16 protein-coding genes are annotated in these 18,775 nt (G+C 46.5%); 12 read left to right on the top strand and 4 right to left on the bottom strand.

All coding sequences use genetic code 11. From position 1 onward, the window contains the following. The first annotated feature begins 130 nt into the window (after positions 1-130). From EZE20_RS16755 to EZE20_RS16720, 8 genes are all read left to right on the top strand, one after another. Positions 131-2,293, top strand: coding sequence for a TonB-dependent receptor (locus EZE20_RS16755; protein WP_132119763.1), 2,163 nt, complete (start codon positions 131-133; stop codon positions 2,291-2,293). Between the two features lie 93 nt (positions 2,294-2,386). Further along, positions 2,387-3,040, top strand: coding sequence for a hypothetical protein (locus tag EZE20_RS16750; protein WP_132119761.1), 654 nt, complete (start codon positions 2,387-2,389; stop codon positions 3,038-3,040). A gap of 89 nt (positions 3,041-3,129) precedes the next feature. Beyond that, positions 3,130-4,605 carry a histidine kinase gene (locus tag EZE20_RS16745; RefSeq protein WP_132119759.1) on the top strand — a complete coding sequence of 492 codons (1,476 nt, stop codon included), beginning with the start codon at positions 3,130-3,132 and terminating at the stop codon, positions 4,603-4,605. An 82-nt stretch (positions 4,606-4,687) separates the two neighbouring features. Next, complete coding sequence (locus tag EZE20_RS16740) at positions 4,688-5,464, top strand: LytR/AlgR family response regulator transcription factor (RefSeq protein WP_132119757.1); 777 nt, start codon at positions 4,688-4,690, stop codon at positions 5,462-5,464. 193 nt (positions 5,465-5,657) lie between these two features. Then, positions 5,658-6,404, top strand: a complete 747-nt coding sequence (locus EZE20_RS16735) for an isoprenyl transferase (protein WP_132119755.1) — start codon at positions 5,658-5,660, stop codon at positions 6,402-6,404. Between the two features lie 12 nt (positions 6,405-6,416). Beyond that, a complete protein-coding gene (gene bamA / locus EZE20_RS16730) occupies positions 6,417-9,005 on the top strand; it encodes an outer membrane protein assembly factor BamA (RefSeq protein WP_228713827.1) in 2,589 nt (862 codons plus the stop codon). 49 nt (positions 9,006-9,054) lie between these two features. After that, positions 9,055-9,630 (top strand): OmpH family outer membrane protein, encoded by a 576-nt coding sequence (locus tag EZE20_RS16725; RefSeq protein WP_132119753.1) that lies wholly within the window; start codon positions 9,055-9,057, stop codon positions 9,628-9,630. A gap of 18 nt (positions 9,631-9,648) precedes the next feature. Further along, entirely contained in the window at positions 9,649-10,251 is a 603-nt protein-coding gene (locus EZE20_RS16720) for an OmpH family outer membrane protein (protein ID WP_132119751.1), read from the top strand. A 55-nt stretch (positions 10,252-10,306) separates the two neighbouring features. Here EZE20_RS16720 and EZE20_RS16715 read toward each other — a convergent pair whose 3' ends face one another. Beyond that, on the bottom strand, positions 10,307-10,897 hold the full coding sequence (locus EZE20_RS16715; RefSeq protein WP_132119749.1) for a methyltransferase family protein: 591 nt from the start codon (positions 10,895-10,897) through the stop codon (positions 10,307-10,309). A 173-nt stretch (positions 10,898-11,070) separates the two neighbouring features. Here EZE20_RS16715 and EZE20_RS16710 point away from each other — a divergent pair, with 173 nt between their 5' ends. Continuing rightward, positions 11,071-12,663 (top strand): hypothetical protein, encoded by a 1,593-nt coding sequence (locus tag EZE20_RS16710; RefSeq protein ID WP_228713825.1) that lies wholly within the window; start codon positions 11,071-11,073, stop codon positions 12,661-12,663. 89 nt (positions 12,664-12,752) lie between these two features. On the opposite strand, the gene EZE20_RS16705 is transcribed toward EZE20_RS16710, so the two are convergent. Continuing rightward, complete coding sequence (locus tag EZE20_RS16705) at positions 12,753-13,571, bottom strand: lipoprotein signal peptidase (protein ID WP_132119745.1); 819 nt, start codon at positions 13,569-13,571, stop codon at positions 12,753-12,755. Positions 13,572-13,673: 102 nt separating this feature from the next. Then, on the bottom strand, positions 13,674-14,876 hold the full coding sequence (locus EZE20_RS16700) for a proline dehydrogenase family protein (protein ID WP_228713823.1): 1,203 nt from the start codon (positions 14,874-14,876) through the stop codon (positions 13,674-13,676). Between the two features lie 251 nt (positions 14,877-15,127). Here EZE20_RS16700 and EZE20_RS16695 point away from each other — a divergent pair, with 251 nt between their 5' ends. After that, complete coding sequence (locus EZE20_RS16695) at positions 15,128-16,222, top strand: chorismate mutase (RefSeq protein ID WP_132119743.1); 1,095 nt, start codon at positions 15,128-15,130, stop codon at positions 16,220-16,222. Positions 16,223-16,461: 239 nt separating this feature from the next. After that, positions 16,462-16,911, top strand: a complete 450-nt coding sequence (locus tag EZE20_RS16690) for a hypothetical protein (RefSeq protein WP_132119741.1) — start codon at positions 16,462-16,464, stop codon at positions 16,909-16,911. 31 nt (positions 16,912-16,942) lie between these two features. On the opposite strand, the gene EZE20_RS16685 is transcribed toward EZE20_RS16690, so the two are convergent. Beyond that, complete coding sequence (locus EZE20_RS16685; protein ID WP_132119739.1) at positions 16,943-17,539, bottom strand: thymidine kinase; 597 nt, start codon at positions 17,537-17,539, stop codon at positions 16,943-16,945. Positions 17,540-17,642: 103 nt separating this feature from the next. Between EZE20_RS16685 and EZE20_RS16680 the strand changes: the two genes are divergently transcribed. Beyond that, entirely contained in the window at positions 17,643-18,773 is a 1,131-nt protein-coding gene (locus EZE20_RS16680; RefSeq protein WP_132119737.1) for a hypothetical protein, read from the top strand. The last annotated feature ends 2 nt before the right edge of the window (positions 18,774-18,775 follow it).

Genomic DNA, 18,775 nt, shown 5'->3' with positions numbered 1-18,775 from the left:
AGTTCCTCGATTCACTCCAAAATATCTATCCTTCATCCATCAAAACCCTGCGATTCGTCAGAATTGACGTGCCGTGGTGGTAATGCAGATATAGTTTTGTATCATCAAGCAAGCAAAACATCTGTCAGCCATGAAATTTTTATACCTTTTTGTACTCCTGCATCTTTCCATTCTGCTCCCGGCGCAAACCATCCTGAGCGGAAAAATTACCGGTGAAAAAGGGCGTGCTTTGCCAGGAGCCAATGTACTATTGAAAGGAACCTACGACGGGGCAACGTCCGATTCGTCAGGTAAATTTCAATTTACAACGTATGAAAAAGACACGGTCCTATTGAGCGTAAGTTTTGTAGGCTACGAATCTTTCGAAAAAAAATTACGGCTCGTCGGTACACCCATTTCGGTTCCGGTGGTGTTGCGCGAAATGGCCAATGAGCTCAACACAGTGGTTATTACCGCAGGTTCGTTTGAGGCTTCGGACGAAAAACGAATGGCCATGCTCAAACCGCTGGACATCGTTACCACTGCCGGAGCATTGGCAGATATTGCCGGAGCCATGCAATTTTTGCCCGGTGCCCAGCGCGTAGGCGAGCAGCAGGGATTATTTGTACGGGGAGGATCAGGACAGGAAACCAAGGTAGTAATCGACGGCATGATTGTTCAGAATCCGTTTTTCAGCTCACTGCCCGATGCCAACCAACGCGGTCGGTTCAATCCCTTTATGTTTAAAGGAACGGCGTTCAGTACCGGGGGGTATTCGGCGCAGTATGGACAAGCGCTGTCGTCGGTGCTGCTGCTGCATACGACCGACAAAACCGCCAACAATGGCCTCGGCGTAAGTTTGAATATGGCCAATGCCGCACTGAATTATGATGTAGCCGATGAGCGGCAGTCGCTGTCGGCAGTGGCCTACTACGGAAATCTGAAACCGCTATTTGCGCTAGTCAGGCAAACCATTGACTGGCAGCGCGAGCCGGAATTTACGGGAACCTCGCTTACGTATCGTCTCAAAACGTCTTCCAACGGACTATTGAAAGTATACGGTATGTACTCCGACAGCCGCCTGGGCATGACCACGCAGGCGCCGCTGGCCAGCGAAACCCGTACGCAGATTGGCCTGCATAATCGCAATGCATTTACCACGAGTACTTACTCTACGCACTGGAACGAAGGCAAATGGAGCCTGCTGAGTGGCTTTTCGTACAGCCGCAATGAAGATGATATGACCTTTGACGGAAATGATTTTGGTCGGTTCGACGAGCGTATTCAGGGCCGGACCGTGCTGACGCATCAGCTGAAAGGCAGCAACACTCTATTGTTTGGCGCAGAAGTGCATCAAATCAACCTTCGGAATGCCGTGGATAACCGGACGTACGATTTGCGGGATACCTACGCGGCGACCTTTGCCGAGGCGGAGGTATACGTAACTCGTGCTTTTGCCGGGCGAATTGGGTTGCGGGCCGAGTACTCGTCGCTGCTGGGACGGTACAATCTGGCGCCGAGGCTTTCATTTGCCTACAAAACGGGTGAATATAGTCAGGTATCGCTCGCGGCCGGACAGTTTTACCAAAATCCCGACTACCGCTATCTGTACCAAAATCCGAATCTCAATTTTGAACGGGCAGACCACCTGATTTTGAATTATCAGATCATGAAAAACAAACGGACGTTTCGGGTTGAAGGCTATTACAAAAACTACGCTCAGCTCGTGCGGGAAATTACAAATCAGCCTTTCGATGCCAATCCATATCGGTTTCCGTGGGGACAAACCACTAACGGTGGTTCGGGCTATGCGCAGGGTGTAGATTTTTTCTGGCGGGATCAGAAAACACTGAAAAATGTGGATTACTGGATTTCGTATTCGCTGGTAGACACCCGCCGTTTGTCTGAACAATTTGAAGTTGCTGCCACGCCTACCTTCGTTTCAACCCATAACCTAAGTGTGGTGGCCAAGCGATGGTTTGAAAAACTGACCACGAGTGCGGGTTTTACCTACGCGTATACGAGCGGTCGGCCGTACTACAATCCTAACAATGAAGTGTTCCTGGCCGACCGGACGCCGGCGGTGCATAACCTGAGTTTTACAGCCAGCAAAATTATGTCCATCAAAGGAAACTTTGCGGTTTTGTACGTGGCTGTGGACAATCTGCTCAATACCCGCAACGTGTTTACCTACCGCTACACACCCGATGGCAAAACCCGCTATGCCATCGGCCCGCAGAGTTACCGTAGTTTTTTTGTAGGAATGCAGATCATGCTTTCCAAAAAAGCCAAAGTAACCAAAGATGATTTATAATTTATTGATTATGATAGTATTAAAGCAAAATTTTATTCACTGTTAATTATCATTTTTTACATTTTCCAGATACAATTTAACCATCTATTCATCATGAAAAAGACCGTTTTTACACTCCTGATTTTTGTTTTTGCCATGCAGGTTTCTTTTGCACAAACCGAAAAGTACACCGAGGCCATGAAGTCGGCCCTGCGAGCCCTGCACCAATCGATGGCAGGCGAGCCCAAACGCGACGAGTTGCTGGGGCTCGCCAACAGGTTTGAACGGATTGCCTCCGCCGAACCTACTCAATGGCTGCCTCGCTACTATGCCGCTTACTGTTACAGTTCTTTGGGATTTATGGGAGAAGATATGCTTGAAAAAGACCAAATGTCCGACAAAGCCGATGCGTTCCTGAAAGAAGCCGAAGCCCTAACCGGAGAGTCGTCGGAGTTGTGGGTCATGAAAGCACAGGTGCAGCAGGCCCGGCTTGCGGCAGACCCCATGAGCCGCTGGCAAACCTACGGCACTAAATTTGAAGAAAGCCTGGCCAAAGCCACCGCCCTTGACCCAAATAACCCGCGTATCTACACGCTGCGGGGCACAACGCTGCTGTATACACCGGATCAGTTTGGCGGCGGAAAAAAAATGGCGAAACCAGTCCTTGAAAAAGCCCTTGAAAAATACGCTGAGTTTCGCCCCGAAACGGAGCTACACCCTGGCTGGGGAAAAGAGCAGGCGGCCTGGATGCTGAGCCAGTGTAATTAAACTTTTGAAACGAACTATGTATATTCATGCTGTTTTTCTGCATCGGAAAGGCACCAAATACTAACTACTAAAAAATGCCGCACGTGTGTATGTTTTGGGCAAACCTATTTACCGGAAAACAGCAGGAATCTGGTCAGGTCCGAATGGTAGGATCAAATCTGCGGGAGTTTGATTTTAGCAGACAGGACCTGACCGGGGCCAACCTGAGTTATTCCAATCTGAACGGTGCATCGTTTGAAGGAGCTATTTTGCGCAAAGCCCGCATTCGGGCGGCTAATTTGACGGGTGCCAACTTTCGAAATGCCGACCTGACCGATGCCGATCTGAGCTATTCCAACCTGAAAGACGCCGACCTGACCGGTGCGCTGATTGACGGGCTGGATCTCAGTTTTTCTTCCAAAGGAAAATCCTTTCGCTGGACAGATCTGAATCTGGTCGCTCTGCTGCAAAGTCAAAGCTGGATTGGCATGGTGACGGCCATGCTCGTAGGAGCCATTTTTGTGTATGGATCCAGCGGCATTATCTTTTTTACGGATCAGATTTTTACAGAATCTGATCCACATGTGGTGCGTATAAATCAGTATGTGGTAGTTACCAACGTACTGTCGGGCATCCTTACCGTGCAGCTCACATCCTGGATTTCGCCCTGGCTGGATCAGGCCTTTTCAAAAAACTGGATTCGGTACGGTTTTCTTAGTTTGGTCGTAATCGGGGGCTACCTCTTATTTGCCACCGTTTTGTATTTTGTGTGGGGACAGTACATATTTCAGAATGTCCCTGTTGAAAAGCCGGAAGGTTTGAGCTACACCTCATCGCGCTGGTACCTGTTTACCCTCGGGCCGCTGATGATGGCTAATCTTTTTTATTACCTCAACCGGCAGGGCCGGCAACTCACCCACAAAATTTCCGAGCAGGAGTACCAATTACTCACGTTGGAAAAGCTCAAAACCCGCGCTGAACTAAACGCCCTGCAGGCGCGTATCAATCCCCATTTTTTGTATAATTCGCTGAACAGCATCGCCAGCCTGGTGCACGAAGACCCCGACAAGGCGGAGCTCATGACCATCTTACTTGCCCGCTTATTTCGCTACACCACCGGCCGCACCAACGACGAGTATTTTGATAGCATACAGAACGAACTGGAAATGGTCCAAACCTATCTGCAGGTCGAACAGGTGCGGTTTGGTGATCGACTGAATTTTGAAGTACAGGTGGATAGCGCTACGACCAAAGAGCTGGCCATTCCCCGATTTTTGTTGCAGCCAATTGTTGAAAATTCCGTAAAACATGGGATTAGTAAAATCTCCGAGAACGGGTACATTCGGGTACATATTTATGAAGAAAATGGCTGGCTGATGCTCTGTGTGCACGACAACGGCCCCGCATTTCGTGAGAACCTTTCGGCGGGTTATGGCATTAGGAGCATTCAGGAAAAACTTCGATTGCTGTATCAGGAAGATGCTTCCGTGGAGCTACGCAATATGCCGGACAAGCATGTGTGTGTGCGTATTCGGAAGCAACGTCTGGAAGAAATGCCACCGGAATCTACTTTTTCGCCAGCCTGAGTTCTTTCAGCTTTTGCTGTTAGCACCCAATTTTTGAGATAAATAGGTACATTTACAACTTTTTGGTCAACGTTACTTTGCCATGAAATTACCCCTGCGAACACTAATTATTGACGACGAACAGCTTGCCCTGAATCGACTGCGGCGGTTGTTGGGTGGCTATTCAGATACATTTGATATACTGGCTGAGGCGCATAATGGAGCTGAGGGGTTGGCGCTTATCGAGAAGCATGCGCCGGATCTCATTTTTCTTGATATAGAAATGCCCATCCTTAACGGATTTGAAATGCTGGCACGTGTGAGCCAAATGCCTATGGTAGTATTTGCCACGGCCTATGATCAGTATGCGATTCGGGCCTTTGAGGAAAATTCGGTTGATTATCTGCTCAAACCTATCGAAAATGAGCGCCTGGCAAAAACCGTCGAAAAGCTCAAATCCCGCATGGAAGCCACTCAGGCAACTCTGCCCGGCATACAGGCCGAAAACATGATGAGATTATTGGAACGCATGCAGCCCAAACGCGAAATGTTTTCCATGTCGGTCAAATCCGGCGACCGCATTCTGCTTATTCCATTAACAGAGGTTTCGCATTTTGAGGCCGAAGACAAATACGTTTTTTTAAATACTCTCGAAGGACAGCAATACCTGGTGTCCCATACCCTTACTACCCTGGAAGAAAAACTCCCGGCGCACTTCATGCGCATCAGCCGCTCGGCCATGATCAATACGCATCATTTGGGGGAAGTCCAACGCTACTTTAACGGAAAATTTATTATTCAACTGCGAGATCGAAAAGCAACCACGCTGCACAGCGGAACTACCTATGCCGAAGCGATTCGGATACTCCTTAATTTGTAATCCTGAAATTACACAAGCTATTGATTTTGAAGAGGTCAGACTTATGCCTAAATTGCGCCTTATTTGGCAGACGGGGTCGGAAGTAAAACGTTGTGAAGTAATGTGTTAAGCATATTTCTACGGGAATTCCCCCAATTCCGGCTGATTAATCGAGAATATTTGTGTTAAAAAAAGTTAAAATTAGGCCTGCGAAATGAAAGAACTCATTGACCTGAGCAATCTGCCAAAGCACATTGCCGTTATCATGGACGGCAACGGCAGATGGGCTCAGAAGCAGGGCGCTGCGCGTGTTTTTGGCCATAGAAATGCCATTAAAGCCGTTCGTGAAGCCACCGAAGGCTGTGCCGAACTGGGAGTAGAATACCTGACCCTTTATGCGTTTTCGACTGAAAACTGGGGCAGACCCCGCATGGAAGTACAGGCTTTGATGGAACTTCTGGTACAAACCATTCGGGATGAACTTCCTACCTTGCAAAAAAATAATGTCCGCCTGGATTCGATTGGCGATGTAAATAGCCTCCCTACCGGTTGTCAGCGGCAATTGGCGGAAGCCATCGAAAAAACCAGCCAAAATACCGGTCTTAATTTGATACTTGCGTTGGGATATAGTGGCAAATGGGACATCATTCAGGCCACGCAACAGCTGGCTCGGGAAGTAAAAGAAGGGACGTTACAACCCGAAGACATCTCCGAGGGTCTACTAAACGAACGATTGGCTACCCGGGGACGGCCCGACGTGGACCTGATGCTTCGTACCGGCGGAGATCATCGAATCAGCAACTTTCTTTTATGGCAACTCGCGTACGCTGAGTTGTATATATATGATGAAGTTTACTGGCCCGATTTCCGAAGAGCCCATTTGTATGAAGCAATTGTGGCCTTTCAGCGGCGAGAACGTAGATTTGGAAAAACCAGTGAACAGATAAAAGTAGGGAGGTAAAAGAAATAAGCTATGAAATTTGTAAAAATGTCTACGTCTTTCAAATGTACAGGATGGGCCTTGCTACTTGCTTGCCTTAGTGCTATTTCGGCAGATGCACAGCGGATTGGCCTGGGAGGTAACACCAAACCGACGGCGACGAAAGAAGCACCGGCAATCAATTATGCCGATCCCAAAGAATATGAAGTAGCCGAGGTGACCGTTTCTGGAACTCAGTTTCTGGATCCGAACTCCATGATTTCTATTTCAGGGTTGAAAGCCGGAGACAAAATGCGCGTACCCGGCCCGGCAATTTCGTCATCTATTAAACGGATGATGGATTTTGGAACATTGGACGATGTAGAAATTCTGGCCACAAAGGTAGAAGGAGGAAAGGTTTGGCTCAATATTCATATTAAAGAACGCCCTCGCTTATACACAGTTACGTTTTCGGGAATCCGTAAAGGAGAACGCGAAACGCTGAACGATAAAGTGAAATTGATTAAAGGACGGGTTATTACGCCAACGGTAATTAAAAATACCCAACTGGTTATCAAAAAGCACTTTATGGATAAAGGCTTTTATAACACATCTGTAAAAGTGGTGCAAATTCCCGATTCTACCCGTGGACAGGCAACCCTGAATTTTACCATTGATAAGGGCAATAAGGTTAAGATTGATGAAATTATCATTGAGGGAAACGAAGCTATAGCTGACTCAAAACTGAAACGCAAGCTGAAAAAAACCAAAGAAAAAAAGCTTTGGCACTTGTTTACGCCTTCCAAATATATTCCCAAAACGTACGACGAGGATAAAGAAAAACTCATTGCCTACTACCGCAAAAATGGGTATCGCGATGCAACGATTGAGTTTGACTCCATTCAGAACGAAGGTCAGGAAACCATTAAAATCCTGATGCGTATTGAAGAAGGTCCTAAATATTTTTACCGTAGCATTACCTGGTCAGGAAATTACCTGCACACGACTGACCGGCTGAATATAATTTTGGGTCTTAAAAAAGGAGATGTTTATAATCCGGAAGAATTGGATAAAAAAATCAACGGAATTCCTGGCGGTGATGTAAGTTCATTGTACATGGACGACGGCTATCTGTACTTCCGTGCGCTTCCGGTCGAAACCTCGGTTTTGAAAGATTCCATTGATATTGAAATACGAATTTTTGAAGGAAAACAGGCGACTATCAACCGCATTATTCTGAACGGAAATACCAAAACGAGTGATCGCGTGGTGCTTCGGGAGTTGTTTACGCTGCCGGGTCAGAAATTCAGTAAGACCGAGCTAATCAACACGCAGCGTCAGCTGTCGCAAATGGGCTATTTTGATCCTGAGAAAATACAAATTAACCCAATTCCCAACCAAGGCGATGGAACGGTTGATATAGAATATACAGTAGAAGAAAAACCTTCCGATCAGATTGAGCTTTCGGGTGGATGGGGAGGCTACATTGGATTTGTTGGTACTCTCGGACTTGTATTTAATAACTTCTCGATTCGGAATATCCCCAATCGCTCTACCTGGCGCCCACTGCCTTCGGGCGATGGCCAAAAGCTTTCGGTGCGTTTTCAGGCCAACGGACGTCAGTTTCAAACCTATTCGCTTTCATTTAGCGAACCATGGTTTGGTGGCAAAAAACCGATCAATTTTGGGGTAGCGCTTACCCGTACCGTTTACCGGATCACCGATTTTGCCTCTATGTATACGCGGGTTGCGGCGGGTCGGCAAACCTTTATCGGCTCATACTACAACAACGGAATCACGTTCTCGCTTGGGCGTCGCCTCAAAGAACCCGACCGCTTTTTGGTGCTGAGTCATTCGCTGTCGCTGCAACGCTACCGATTGGACAGCCTGGACTTTTTCAGCATCGGCTATAACAACGGTATCTCGAACAACATTACGTTCAATACCACGCTGTCACGAAATACCCTGAGCGATTTCCAATATCCACGCAGCGGGTCATCGTTTTCACTTAGTGCAACTTTTACGCCTCCCTATTCCGCATTCAGAACGCGTGATTTTTCGGATGAGCAGGAGAAATTCAAATTGGTGGAATACCACAAATGGATGTTTGACGCTAGTTGGTATGCAACAATCACTGGAAAACTCGTGCTGAGCGCCCGGGCACACATGGGCTTCCTGGGGAGTTATGGCGACAAAGTCGGCCTTAGCCCATTCGGACGCTTCATCGTAGGTGGCTCAGGTTTGGCTGGTCAGGGATCTTTTGCGTTGGCCGATCAGGACATCATTGGTTTGCGTGGCTATGGCGACCGCAAAGTAGGTCCGCTTAGTCCTAATGGCAGCCTTGCCGGTGGTGGTGGAGTGGTGTACAATAAATTTGTGATGGAACTTCGGTATCCGGTTTCGCTCAATCCACAGGCCACGATATTCCTGCTTGGTTTTGCAGAAGGTGGAAATAACTGGGGAAATTATCAGGATTTCAATCCTTTCGACATTAAACGCTCAGCTGGTGTGGGCGCCCGTATTTTTATGCCTGCCTTCGGACTTTTGGGAATTGACTGGGGCTATGGATTCGACAGGATTCAGGGACAAAATACCCGGAGTGGCGGCCAATTCCATTTTACCATCGGACAGCAAATCCGATAATAATGCAGGATAGGTTTCGTTATAGAGTGCAAAAAACCAGACGCTTCTCATGAAGAAGAATGTATTTTTAGTAGTTTTGCTTTCTTTTTTCTGTCTTCACGCTCAGGCACAGAAATTTGGGTATGTTGATATGGAATATATAACGAGCAAAATGCCCGAATATCAGAAGGCCCAATCGGAAATGAATCAGTTTTCTGAAAAATGGGCGAAGGAGATTCAGGAAAAATTTGCAGAAATAGATCGCCTGCAACGGGCATTCATGGCCGAAGAAGTGCTGCTGACTGATGAGCTGAAACGCAAACGTCAAAACGAACTGAAAGAAAAAGAACTTGAAGCCCGCGAATACAACAATAAGGTATTTGGCATGGATGGAATGATGTTTGAAAAAAAGAAAGAACTCATGAAACCCGTGCTGGAACGCGTGCAGAGGGCCGTAGAGAAAGTATGTGCTCAACGAAGGCTGGAATTTCTGTTTGATAAATCCAGTGATTTTGTGATGGTTTATACCAACCCGCGTCATGACTACACAGATTATATCTTGGAAGAATTAGGAATAGATACCAAGCCTGTGCCTGCTTCCGCCGAGGCAACCAACCAAAATAGTTTAACCAAAAAACCTAAATAATAAATAAATCTCTTTCCAATGAAAAAACAAGTAATTGCCCTTATGACGGTTTTGGCAGTAGCATGCGCCCCTCTGTTTGCTCAAACCACCACCCCCGCAGCGGCCCCAACCAAAATAGGATATACAAACGTCGATTTTATTCTTGGTAAACTTCCTGAAAGTAAAAAAATACAGAATGAGCTCGAAATCACAAAAGCTCAGCTTGATAAAGCGCTTTCTGATAAATACAAGGAGTTTCAGGAAAAACTGGACAACTACAACAAGGCAGCCGCCGGTATGGCAGATGTGCTTCGTACTGATAAAGAGAAGGAATTGCAAAACCTGCAAAACTCAATTCAGGAATTACAGCGTAACTCTGAAACATCACTGCAAAACAAGTATCAGCAGCTGATTGAGCCGGTATTGACCAAAATCAATACGGCGATTCAGGAAGTAGGTAAAGCTAACAACTACCTGTATATTCTAAATTCGGATGCAGGTGCAAATACTACTCCAATCCTGTTGTACGTAGGATCAGAAGATAATAACGTAACGGATTTAGTGTTGAAGCAATTGGGCGTTGATCCTAAAGCTGGTGAAACGCCTGCTGCGCCAGCCCCTGCTACGGCACCAAAAAAATAAGCAGACTTAACAAATAATCCTATTGTTGGAAAGCGGGGCATTTGCTCCGCTTTTTTTATGTGAAAAGGGTCGGGAACAGCATGGGAACGCGCTGCTGATAGACCCGGTAATTTTCGCCAAATTCGCAAAGTAGTTTTTTCTCTTCAAAGTAAATGCCAATTCGGATATAGGCACTCAGACAAACAGCCGTAGCAAGCCCGCTGAACACAGGATTTCTAATCCATAAACCCCATAAAACCAGCAAAGTACCTGTATATAACGGATGCCGAACCCACTGCGAAAGTCCCCGTGTATTGAGCTGAGCAGACGTTTTTTGGAATATTTCAAATGAATCCAATCCACTGAATTCAAGTAAGTTATAGTGAAAAATTGCCATCAAAAGCACACCTCCTCCCACACCGGCAAGTGTTCCTCCGCCGAGGGAAGAGTAAAATCCGGGTGTCCATAAAAAAACCGGGGGTATTTGTCTTTGATACCATAGAATCAGAAAAAAAAGTACAAGTGCCAGAAAGTTATAAAAAAGCCGATAGTAGTTGAACATTCGGGGGCAACAGCTGGCAACCCAATCTTTTAGTGTGTGCGTAGCTAAAATGCTGTGGAGGGCACCGTAAAGCACCCAACTCAAACATAAAAAAAAGTAGTTCATCGTAGTCAGAATGGGATCATAGAAAAGTACTATATATTAGAAAGATAGCTTAAATAACTATTTAACAAAAGAAAAAGGATTGCGCCCGGTAGTTATAAGCATACGGGATTTTGTATTTTTACGTTTAGAACAGAGTGTTTCCCCTATTTTTTACTTACCTAGTTCAACCAATTATGTACTTTATAAAGAGATTTAACTTTTTGTTATTTACTCTCCTTGGAACAGTTACAAATGTGGTTTTTGCCCAGGATATTTCATCAGAAACTCAACCTTTTCAGTTTATATTACCTTCCCAGCCTGACTGGAACATCGTAGAAGAGGGGCAGGAAATTACGTTTACCTTAAAGACCAAAGGAGGAAAATCGGATACCGTGTACTATTCCCTCAAAGAAGGGCGGCATAAAGACATTATTTTTGACTCATTGGGCACGTTCATTTGGACGCCTTCCTATGATCTCGCCGACCGGATCAATACCTTACGCTCCTTTCCCATTGTGTTCGAGGCAACCAATACCGCTGGGGAGAGTATCAGTCAGCAAGTATCTTTTAAAGTAATTCACGTCAATCGCCCGCCGGAGGTAGACGAGCTTCGACCCTTTTATGTACAGTATAAAACGCAGAATACGTACCAAATTGACATGAACGCGGTACGTGACGCCGACAGCGACCCGTTGGTGTTTATTCCGGTAGCCGAGCAAATGCCGGAAGGTATGCGGCTCTCGGCCAATGGAGAAGTTACCTGGGAGCCTTCGCTGACTCAGTTTAATATTCTCCGCAAAGGAGCCCGGTACGTGGAGTTTTATGCCGAAGATCAACCCACCAAAGCCCGAACCAAAGGGCGGATCAAGCTGGAAGCTACGCAAATGGATTTGCCTCCCGAAATAACGGTGGTGCCTAAAACAACGCGTGTTCGCAGCAAGGAGAATAATGCCATCAATATCAAGTTCTTTTTATCAGACCCTAACGGTGATGACGACATTACGACTTTTGACTTTATTTCGGAAAATCGGAATGTCCCCCGAAATACAATCGTAAAAAACACGCCTACTCAATATGAGTTTATCTGGACGCCCGGTTATGACTTCGTGCGGGATCCCTTCGATACGCTGGCATTTGATATTACCTTTTACGTGCTGGATAAAGCGCAAAATCGAGAGGAGCGAACCATTCGATTTGTGATTGAAAACACCATAAACGAGTCTGAGCGCGATCAATATTTGTATACATTGTACCGAAGCGCGCTCGTGAATGCGTGGGGGCTCCTGGAACAAATGAAGGAAAAAGAAGAAGAACTTAAACGGGGATATCGCAAAGCCAAAAAAGGCAAGCAAAACCGCTCGGTGCTGAATGCATCGTTGGGCGCTACCACCGGCCTCGCACCGGTCATTGCCGGAACGAATCGGCCGAGTTTGAAAAATAGCATAACCACCGTGGGCGGAACTACCGTAATGACGATCGGGACGCTCGAAGCAACCGAAGTAATTGGCCGTTCTACCAAAGATTTACTCGATCGTTTTAATTATGTGATGGAGAAAAAGAGTGAGCTTCAAAACAAAGGAGATATTTTTGCGCGCGAATATTCGCTTAAATCAACCCGTCGTACCAATGACTTTATCCGCAAGCTGGACGAATTTCGTGCGCTGATGAATCTGAAAGGATTGGTAGCGCTGGAATTGGATGCAAACTGGGAAAATAAAAAGGAAGCGACCGACAAAGCGCTCAAAAGGGCTTTCAAGGATTTTTCGCCGTTAGATGTTCAGCAATAATTTGCAGTAGACAACTTAAAAAACCTGAGTCCTGCCAAAATTATTTTGGCAGGACTCAGGTTTTTTGATGACTAATAAATAGGGTTTTCCTAGTTCTTCCGGTCAGTTGGCTCGTCTTCCTTTTCAGAGTGCGCCGATGGAAGTGGCGTCTCCGATTCGGGTTCTTCGGCAGTTGCAGCGGGAATGACCGTTAAAGGAACATCCTCACGGGGCAGCGCCCGTTCTGCTTCCAGATCTTCGTCGGTTTGATAGTCGTTTTCTTCCGGGGAATTTGTCTCCTGAGCTTCCACAGAAATTTCCTCCGGATGCTCGTCCTCTTCATGTGCAGGAGTAAAGAAGTGGCTCTGAAAAATCAGGATGGTACAAACTCCGACAAAAATACAGGCGTCGGCAATGTTAAAAATAGGAGTAGAGTAGTATTGTCCGCCCCAAACAGGTACCCAATCGGGTACAAATCCTTCCCAGAAATCGACAAAAACCATGTCAATCACCTGACCATGAAACCAGGGTGTAGGCGAGCCATAGGGCGCATTTCCCAGCCAAACGCCATAAAACGTACTGTCAATAACGTTTCCGACGGCACCTGCCAAAATCATAGACAATGCCCAAAGCAAACCCGGCGCGGCACCGCGACGGGCCAGGCTAATGAGGTACCAGGCAATAGCGCCCATGGCAACTAACCGGAACAGAGTCAGAAAAAGCTTTCCGTATTCATGTCCCAGCTGCATACCAAAAGCCATGCCCGGATTGAGCACATAATGCAACTTGAACCAGTCCCCAATCAGGGCAATTTGGCCCGAAAAGCCCGGTTCCATGTATTGATGCACCAGCAATTTGGAGGCTTGATCGATGCCGATTAAAAGAAAACTTAAAAGAAGATATTTAACTGGGTTTTTGGGTTGATTCATTCCTGCGGTAGTTGAAAAACCCGACTGCCAAAAGGCGTCTGATCTTTTTTACTGAAAAATAAACGATTGAAAGCGCCGTAAATGTAAACGTTTTTCCTGCTTTTAAATAGTTCTTAACTGTCTGCGTTTCATTTCACGCTTCACGAGCAAATACTCACGGCTGCTTTGGCCGGCAATAGATTTGTTTTCCTCGGCTCTTCTGAATAAGTACGGCATGACCGAATCAATAGGGCCGTAGGGTACATATTTCGCTACATTATAGCCTAAATTAGCCATCGTAAACGAAATATTGTCACTCATGCCAAGCAGCTGTGCAAACCATATGCGGGTATCGGAAGGCTTTATGCCATTTTTTTCCATGCGGCTCGCACAATACTGAGAACTGTACTCATTGTGGGTGCCAAGGCAAATCTCGATGAGTTCAATATGATCCAGGGCAAAGTCAATGGCCAGATTAAAATCCTGATCGGTTGCTTCCTTGGAGACGTGAATTGGACTGCGGTAATTATTTTCTCTTGCCCGCACCCGCTCCTTTTCCATGTAGGCGCCGCGCACGAGTTTGCCACCCAGAAAATAGCCATGCTCACGGGCTTTCAGGTAGGCGTTCTTAAATGCCGCCAGGGTTTCGTGGCGATACAACTGATAAGTATTGAAAACAATGGCTCGTTCGGAATTGTAGCGCTCCATCATCGTGTAGGCGAGTTCGTCAATCACATCCTGAATCCAGCTTTCTTCCGCATCTATAAAAATCCGAACCTTTTTGGCATGCGCAAGCTTGCACAATTCATCAACCCGTTGCTGCACCCGTTCGTAATTATGCTGTTCCTGCGGAGATAGCAGGGTTTTTGATTGTACTTTTTCAAGAAGATCCGTAGAGGCAATCCCAGAGACTTTAAAGACCGTGAAGGGGATACTTTCTGACTGAGCAGCGCGCTCAATGGTACGGAGCAATTCGAGGGTTGTGGCCTCAAAAACGGCCTCGTGGTCTTCCCCTTCAATCGAATAATCCAGGATCGTGCCAACCCCAAATTGATTCAAATGATCGATTGTTTTTGCACATTCGTCGATAGTTTCTCCCCCACAGAATTGGGCGAAAATGGTGCTTCGTATAAGTTTTTTTATAGGTAAATGCAATCTTAAAGCTAACTTAATAAAAAAAGTACCTAAATTTACAAGCCATGTTCGATTCATCATCGCAAAAAGCCAATAAGTCTTTTGGAGTTGAAAATCAGACTTGGACGAGAAGGCTACCGAAGTATCTTCAAAATTGATGGATGAAACGTCTTTTTGTGCTACCGAAGCCATTTTTAGTGATAGGTTAGTAAGGCAAATATATCCCTTTCCCGCCTTTAAAACGAAAAGTTTGGGAGGTATATTTCAACCGGGCCACGAGGGAATGAAGTTGCCGGATTGTATGATTTTTTTTAGATTCTTGCTAATTATTATTTGCCTACTATTTGTTGAGACAACAAAGGTAACTAAACGCAGGAATTCCATAAATAAAGTTTTTAGAAATCTGTATTGTTAATTATTATTTTAGGTTTAAGTAGTTGAATATGAACGCTTCGCTAGACATCCTGCCTCTTAGTAGCTGGATTAATACCGACGGTAAACCCTTGGTGATTGCCGGGCCATGTAGTGCCGAAACTGAGGAACAAATGGTAGAAACTGCCTCCCAAATCAAAACGGAAGGATTTGCGCATGTAATCCGGGCGGGAGTTTGGAAGCCACGCACACGTCCCGGTAGCTTTGAAGGTATGGGAGAAGTTGCCCTGCATTGGCTGCAAACAGTGAAACAGCAAACCGGTCTGCCCGTAGCTGTTGAAGTGGCGACGCCTCAACACATTGAACTGGCCCTGAAATATGGTGTCGATATTCTCTGGATTGGTGCCCGTACAACCGTAAATCCATTTAATGTACAGGAACTTGCCGACGCCCTGAAAGGTGTGGACGTACCGGTATTGGTAAAAAATCCGGTAAACCCTGATTTGCAGCTATGGGTGGGTGCACTCGAGCGTCTCAATCAGGCTGGCGTCAAAAAATTAGGTGCGATTCACCGGGGTTTCTCCAATGCTCAGGAAGCTAAATTCCGCAATACACCCATGTGGTCAATTGCCATTGAGCTCAAAACGCTCTTTCCACAGTTGCCCGTAATCGGCGATCCCAGCCACATGGCCGGTAAGCGTGCCTATCTGTTTGAACTTGCGCAGCGTGCGTTGGATCTAAACTACGACGGACTAATTATTGAGTCGCACCGCGATCCTGATAAGGCATGGTCGGATGCTGCACAACAGCTGACGCCCGCAGCATTGGGCGAGATGCTCCACGAATTACACGTTCGCAAGCAGGAATATGGCGATGAGTACCAAACTCAACTGGAAATTATCCGGGGCAAGCTGGACAACCTCGACCGCGAACTGCTTGATACTTTGGCTGCCCGCATGTCGCTGGTAGAAAAATTGGCCGAGTACAAGCGCGACAACAATGTGTCGGCCTATCAGGTAGATCGTTTCCGGGAAATTCTGAATACGCGCGCTGAGTGGGGCAAAAGCCTGAACCTGTTTCCAAATCTTGTCGATGAGCTCTTCAAGTTGGTGCACATGGAGTCGATTCGTAAACAAACCGAAGTGATGAATCAGGTGAATGCCTGAGAACGTTCACGCTCACAAAAATAGTAAGAGGCTGCCTTCGGGTGGCCTCTTTTGTTTTGAAGAAGCGGGGAGGAATGAATATAAAGTGGATGCATGGATATTTTTTCAGATTCCGGATTTACAGCCCCTTGTTCCTATATTTTTACGTCTGTCTTTTTTTCTATTTTTGTATGGGCTGGCGCGCTTTTTTTAGGAGGGAATGCATTTTCAATTCTAATCTGATTAACACGGAAAAAACCATGGAAATAAATAAACAACGAATCGTTACAGACTATAAGACGCATCTGAATGAACGACTTATAAATATTCAGGAAGATATGCGCCGGCTGCGGGAAGCTGCTGGCATAAATGCTGACGACAACATGAGTGAAAACTATGAGTCAAATAAGCAGGAAATGCTCAACGAAATGTCAGATTTGCAGACCCATTTTGAGTTTCTGGAAGAATCTGCCGCGTTGTTTAACCGCATTGACTACGGCTCAGATTTTGATGAAGTATTGCCAGGCGCACTTGTCGTGACAGATACCCATGTTTTTTTGGTAGGTATGAGTGGTGAGTTTTTAAGTGATGGAAAAAAAATCCACGGTATTTCAACCTCTGCACCGATTTATGCCCAAATGAAGAACAAAAAACAGGGTGAATCCTTCTCCGTCAACGGACGCACCTATCAAGTTCGGGAGGTGTATTAAACAAAATCAATACAACAGCCAATACCAATCATCAGGGGCGTTGAACGCGGTCGCCCAGATTGAAACAACGGCGGCAGCGCGCTTCGTAGGCGTCGGTTTCGCCCAGCAGTACCCGCTCCCGCGAGGGTGAGGTGCGGAAGGAGTGGGAAGCCACCTCGCCACACACGACACAAATGGCGTGCACTTTTGTGACATATTCAGCAATACTCATGAGCTGAGGCATGCATCCAAAGGGTTTGGCTTCGTAGTCCATGTCGAGTCCGGCCACAATGACCCGCTTGCCGCTGTTGGCCAGGGTATTACAAACATCCAGTATGGACTGGTCAAAAAACTGCGCCTCGTCCAGTCCAACCACATCGCAGCTTCCGGCCAGCAAAAGGATTTCGGAAGGCGTTTGAACCGGAGTAGAACGGATCGAATTATCGTTGTGAGAAACAATGTCCTCGGCATGATAGCGTTTATCAAACGCAGGTTTAAAGATCTCGACTTGCTGCCGGGCAATTTTAGCGCGATTCAGGCGGCGGATCAGTTCTTCGGTTTTACCAGAAAACATCGAACCGCAGATAACTTCGATCCAGCCCGTGCGGGGAGTCATAATTTCTTTTTTACGTGAAGGTTCAATAAACATTGTTTAGTATATTGGCGTCGGCTTTTTTGGCCTTCGGAGTATGTTACTTTTACAAAGCAAGCACATTTTTTTCCAGCTCCCATAAAACTTTCCTGAATTAGTCATGTCCAGCAAATTGAATCAAGCCGCGCTTAAACAGTATTCAACTGATTTTTCATTAAAGGTACTTGCTGATTTTTTCGCGGGCAAGTCAGTCATTACGGGCCAGGAAATCCTTTCGCTGACGCCTTCCCGTCAGGTAAATCTGGAAATCATCAGCCGGTTGTTTGAGCAATGGAAAAAAGACGCCGAAGCGTTCCGAAGTCCCTATTTTGATTTTGAACGGGAGGAAGTTCGCTCTGCCATGCAGGATTTTATGAATACTGTTTCGCAGTATATTTCGGTCAGCCAATCAGATTTGCAGCCTTTGCTTTATGCATCTACCGAAGAAGCCCTCGTGCTTTTGCTGACTCCGGCGCAGTACTTTGATCAAAAGCTCCGTGCTCTGCCAAATTTTACCCTGGATCATGAAAATGCCCGAAAACTGGTGAAATATACGCATATTCATGCCGGAGTAGCCAAGGCAATTTCGCTGCGACTTACCGATAGCGCCAGGGATTTTGTTTATGTCAATCAGGCGCTAAGCTGGTTGCAAAATATTTTGGAAGAAGGCGCCACTCTCGACGACCGGGCAGGATACCTGTCCGAATTCTCCCGGGTTTTGCCCCTGCCGCTAGACGCTTTGCTGCCGGATTATTCCCCGGTGCAGGCTCCTCTGCAAGCGGCTCCGGCTTCGGTGATGGAAACCCGATCATTCTTTGATACCGCCGTTGTGGAAGCTTCGCCGGACGTTCCGGCTCCCGCAGTTCCTTCGGCACCGCCTATTGCACCCATACCGATAGCTCCGCCCAAACCCACACCGGAGGTAGCTACTGCTCTCGACAATTCGCTCAATAGCCGTTTTAAGGTTGAGCTTCCTGCCGAATCGCAGGAAAGTGCGTACGGACGGGTACAGCTGAAAGTCGATAGTATTGTCAATAGCATTGCGCTTGGGCAGCGATTTATGTTTATTAACCAACTTTTTAATAAAAACAGCGACGCCTTTGATGAGGCAATGCATGAGTTGGATAATGTCACTACATTTGAAGCAGCCCGCGAGCTGATGTCCTACAAATTTGCCTCGAGGTATTTTTGGGACATGAGCAGCGATGCCGTCAATGACCTGATGGCGATTGTGAAGCGGAAGTTTAATTGATA

The sequence above is a fragment of the Arundinibacter roseus genome, from assembly GCF_004348825.1.
GTDB classification, from domain to species: domain Bacteria; phylum Bacteroidota; class Bacteroidia; order Cytophagales; family Spirosomataceae; genus Arundinibacter; species Arundinibacter roseus.
The sequence above is the reverse complement of the archived record's forward strand: the minus strand, read 5'-3'. Positions and strand labels throughout refer to the sequence as shown.

What these genes read in the sequence shown, in the direction of transcription:
- EZE20_RS16755 (WP_132119763.1), top strand. Translation starts at nt 131, where the DNA reads ATGAAATTTTTATACCTTTTTGTACTCCTGCATCTTTCCATTCTGCTC.
- EZE20_RS16750 (WP_132119761.1), top strand. Translation starts at nt 2,387, where the DNA reads ATGAAAAAGACCGTTTTTACACTCCTGATTTTTGTTTTTGCCATGCAG.
- EZE20_RS16745 (WP_132119759.1), top strand. Translation starts at nt 3,130, where the DNA reads ATGTTTTGGGCAAACCTATTTACCGGAAAACAGCAGGAATCTGGTCAG.
- EZE20_RS16740 (WP_132119757.1), top strand. Translation starts at nt 4,688, where the DNA reads ATGAAATTACCCCTGCGAACACTAATTATTGACGACGAACAGCTTGCC.
- EZE20_RS16735 (WP_132119755.1), top strand. Translation starts at nt 5,658, where the DNA reads ATGAAAGAACTCATTGACCTGAGCAATCTGCCAAAGCACATTGCCGTT.
- bamA (WP_228713827.1), top strand. Translation starts at nt 6,417, where the DNA reads ATGAAATTTGTAAAAATGTCTACGTCTTTCAAATGTACAGGATGGGCC.
- EZE20_RS16725 (WP_132119753.1), top strand. Translation starts at nt 9,055, where the DNA reads ATGAAGAAGAATGTATTTTTAGTAGTTTTGCTTTCTTTTTTCTGTCTT.
- EZE20_RS16720 (WP_132119751.1), top strand. Translation starts at nt 9,649, where the DNA reads ATGAAAAAACAAGTAATTGCCCTTATGACGGTTTTGGCAGTAGCATGC.
- EZE20_RS16715 (WP_132119749.1), bottom strand. Translation starts at nt 10,897, where the DNA reads ATGAACTACTTTTTTTTATGTTTGAGTTGGGTGCTTTACGGTGCCCTC.
- EZE20_RS16710 (WP_228713825.1), top strand. Translation starts at nt 11,071, where the DNA reads ATGTACTTTATAAAGAGATTTAACTTTTTGTTATTTACTCTCCTTGGA.
- EZE20_RS16705 (WP_132119745.1), bottom strand. Translation starts at nt 13,571, where the DNA reads ATGAATCAACCCAAAAACCCAGTTAAATATCTTCTTTTAAGTTTTCTT.
- EZE20_RS16700 (WP_228713823.1), bottom strand. Translation starts at nt 14,876, where the DNA reads ATGGCTTCGGTAGCACAAAAAGACGTTTCATCCATCAATTTTGAAGAT.
- EZE20_RS16695 (WP_132119743.1), top strand. Translation starts at nt 15,128, where the DNA reads ATGAACGCTTCGCTAGACATCCTGCCTCTTAGTAGCTGGATTAATACC.
- EZE20_RS16690 (WP_132119741.1), top strand. Translation starts at nt 16,462, where the DNA reads ATGGAAATAAATAAACAACGAATCGTTACAGACTATAAGACGCATCTG.
- EZE20_RS16685 (WP_132119739.1), bottom strand. Translation starts at nt 17,539, where the DNA reads ATGTTTATTGAACCTTCACGTAAAAAAGAAATTATGACTCCCCGCACG.
- EZE20_RS16680 (WP_132119737.1), top strand. Translation starts at nt 17,643, where the DNA reads ATGTCCAGCAAATTGAATCAAGCCGCGCTTAAACAGTATTCAACTGAT.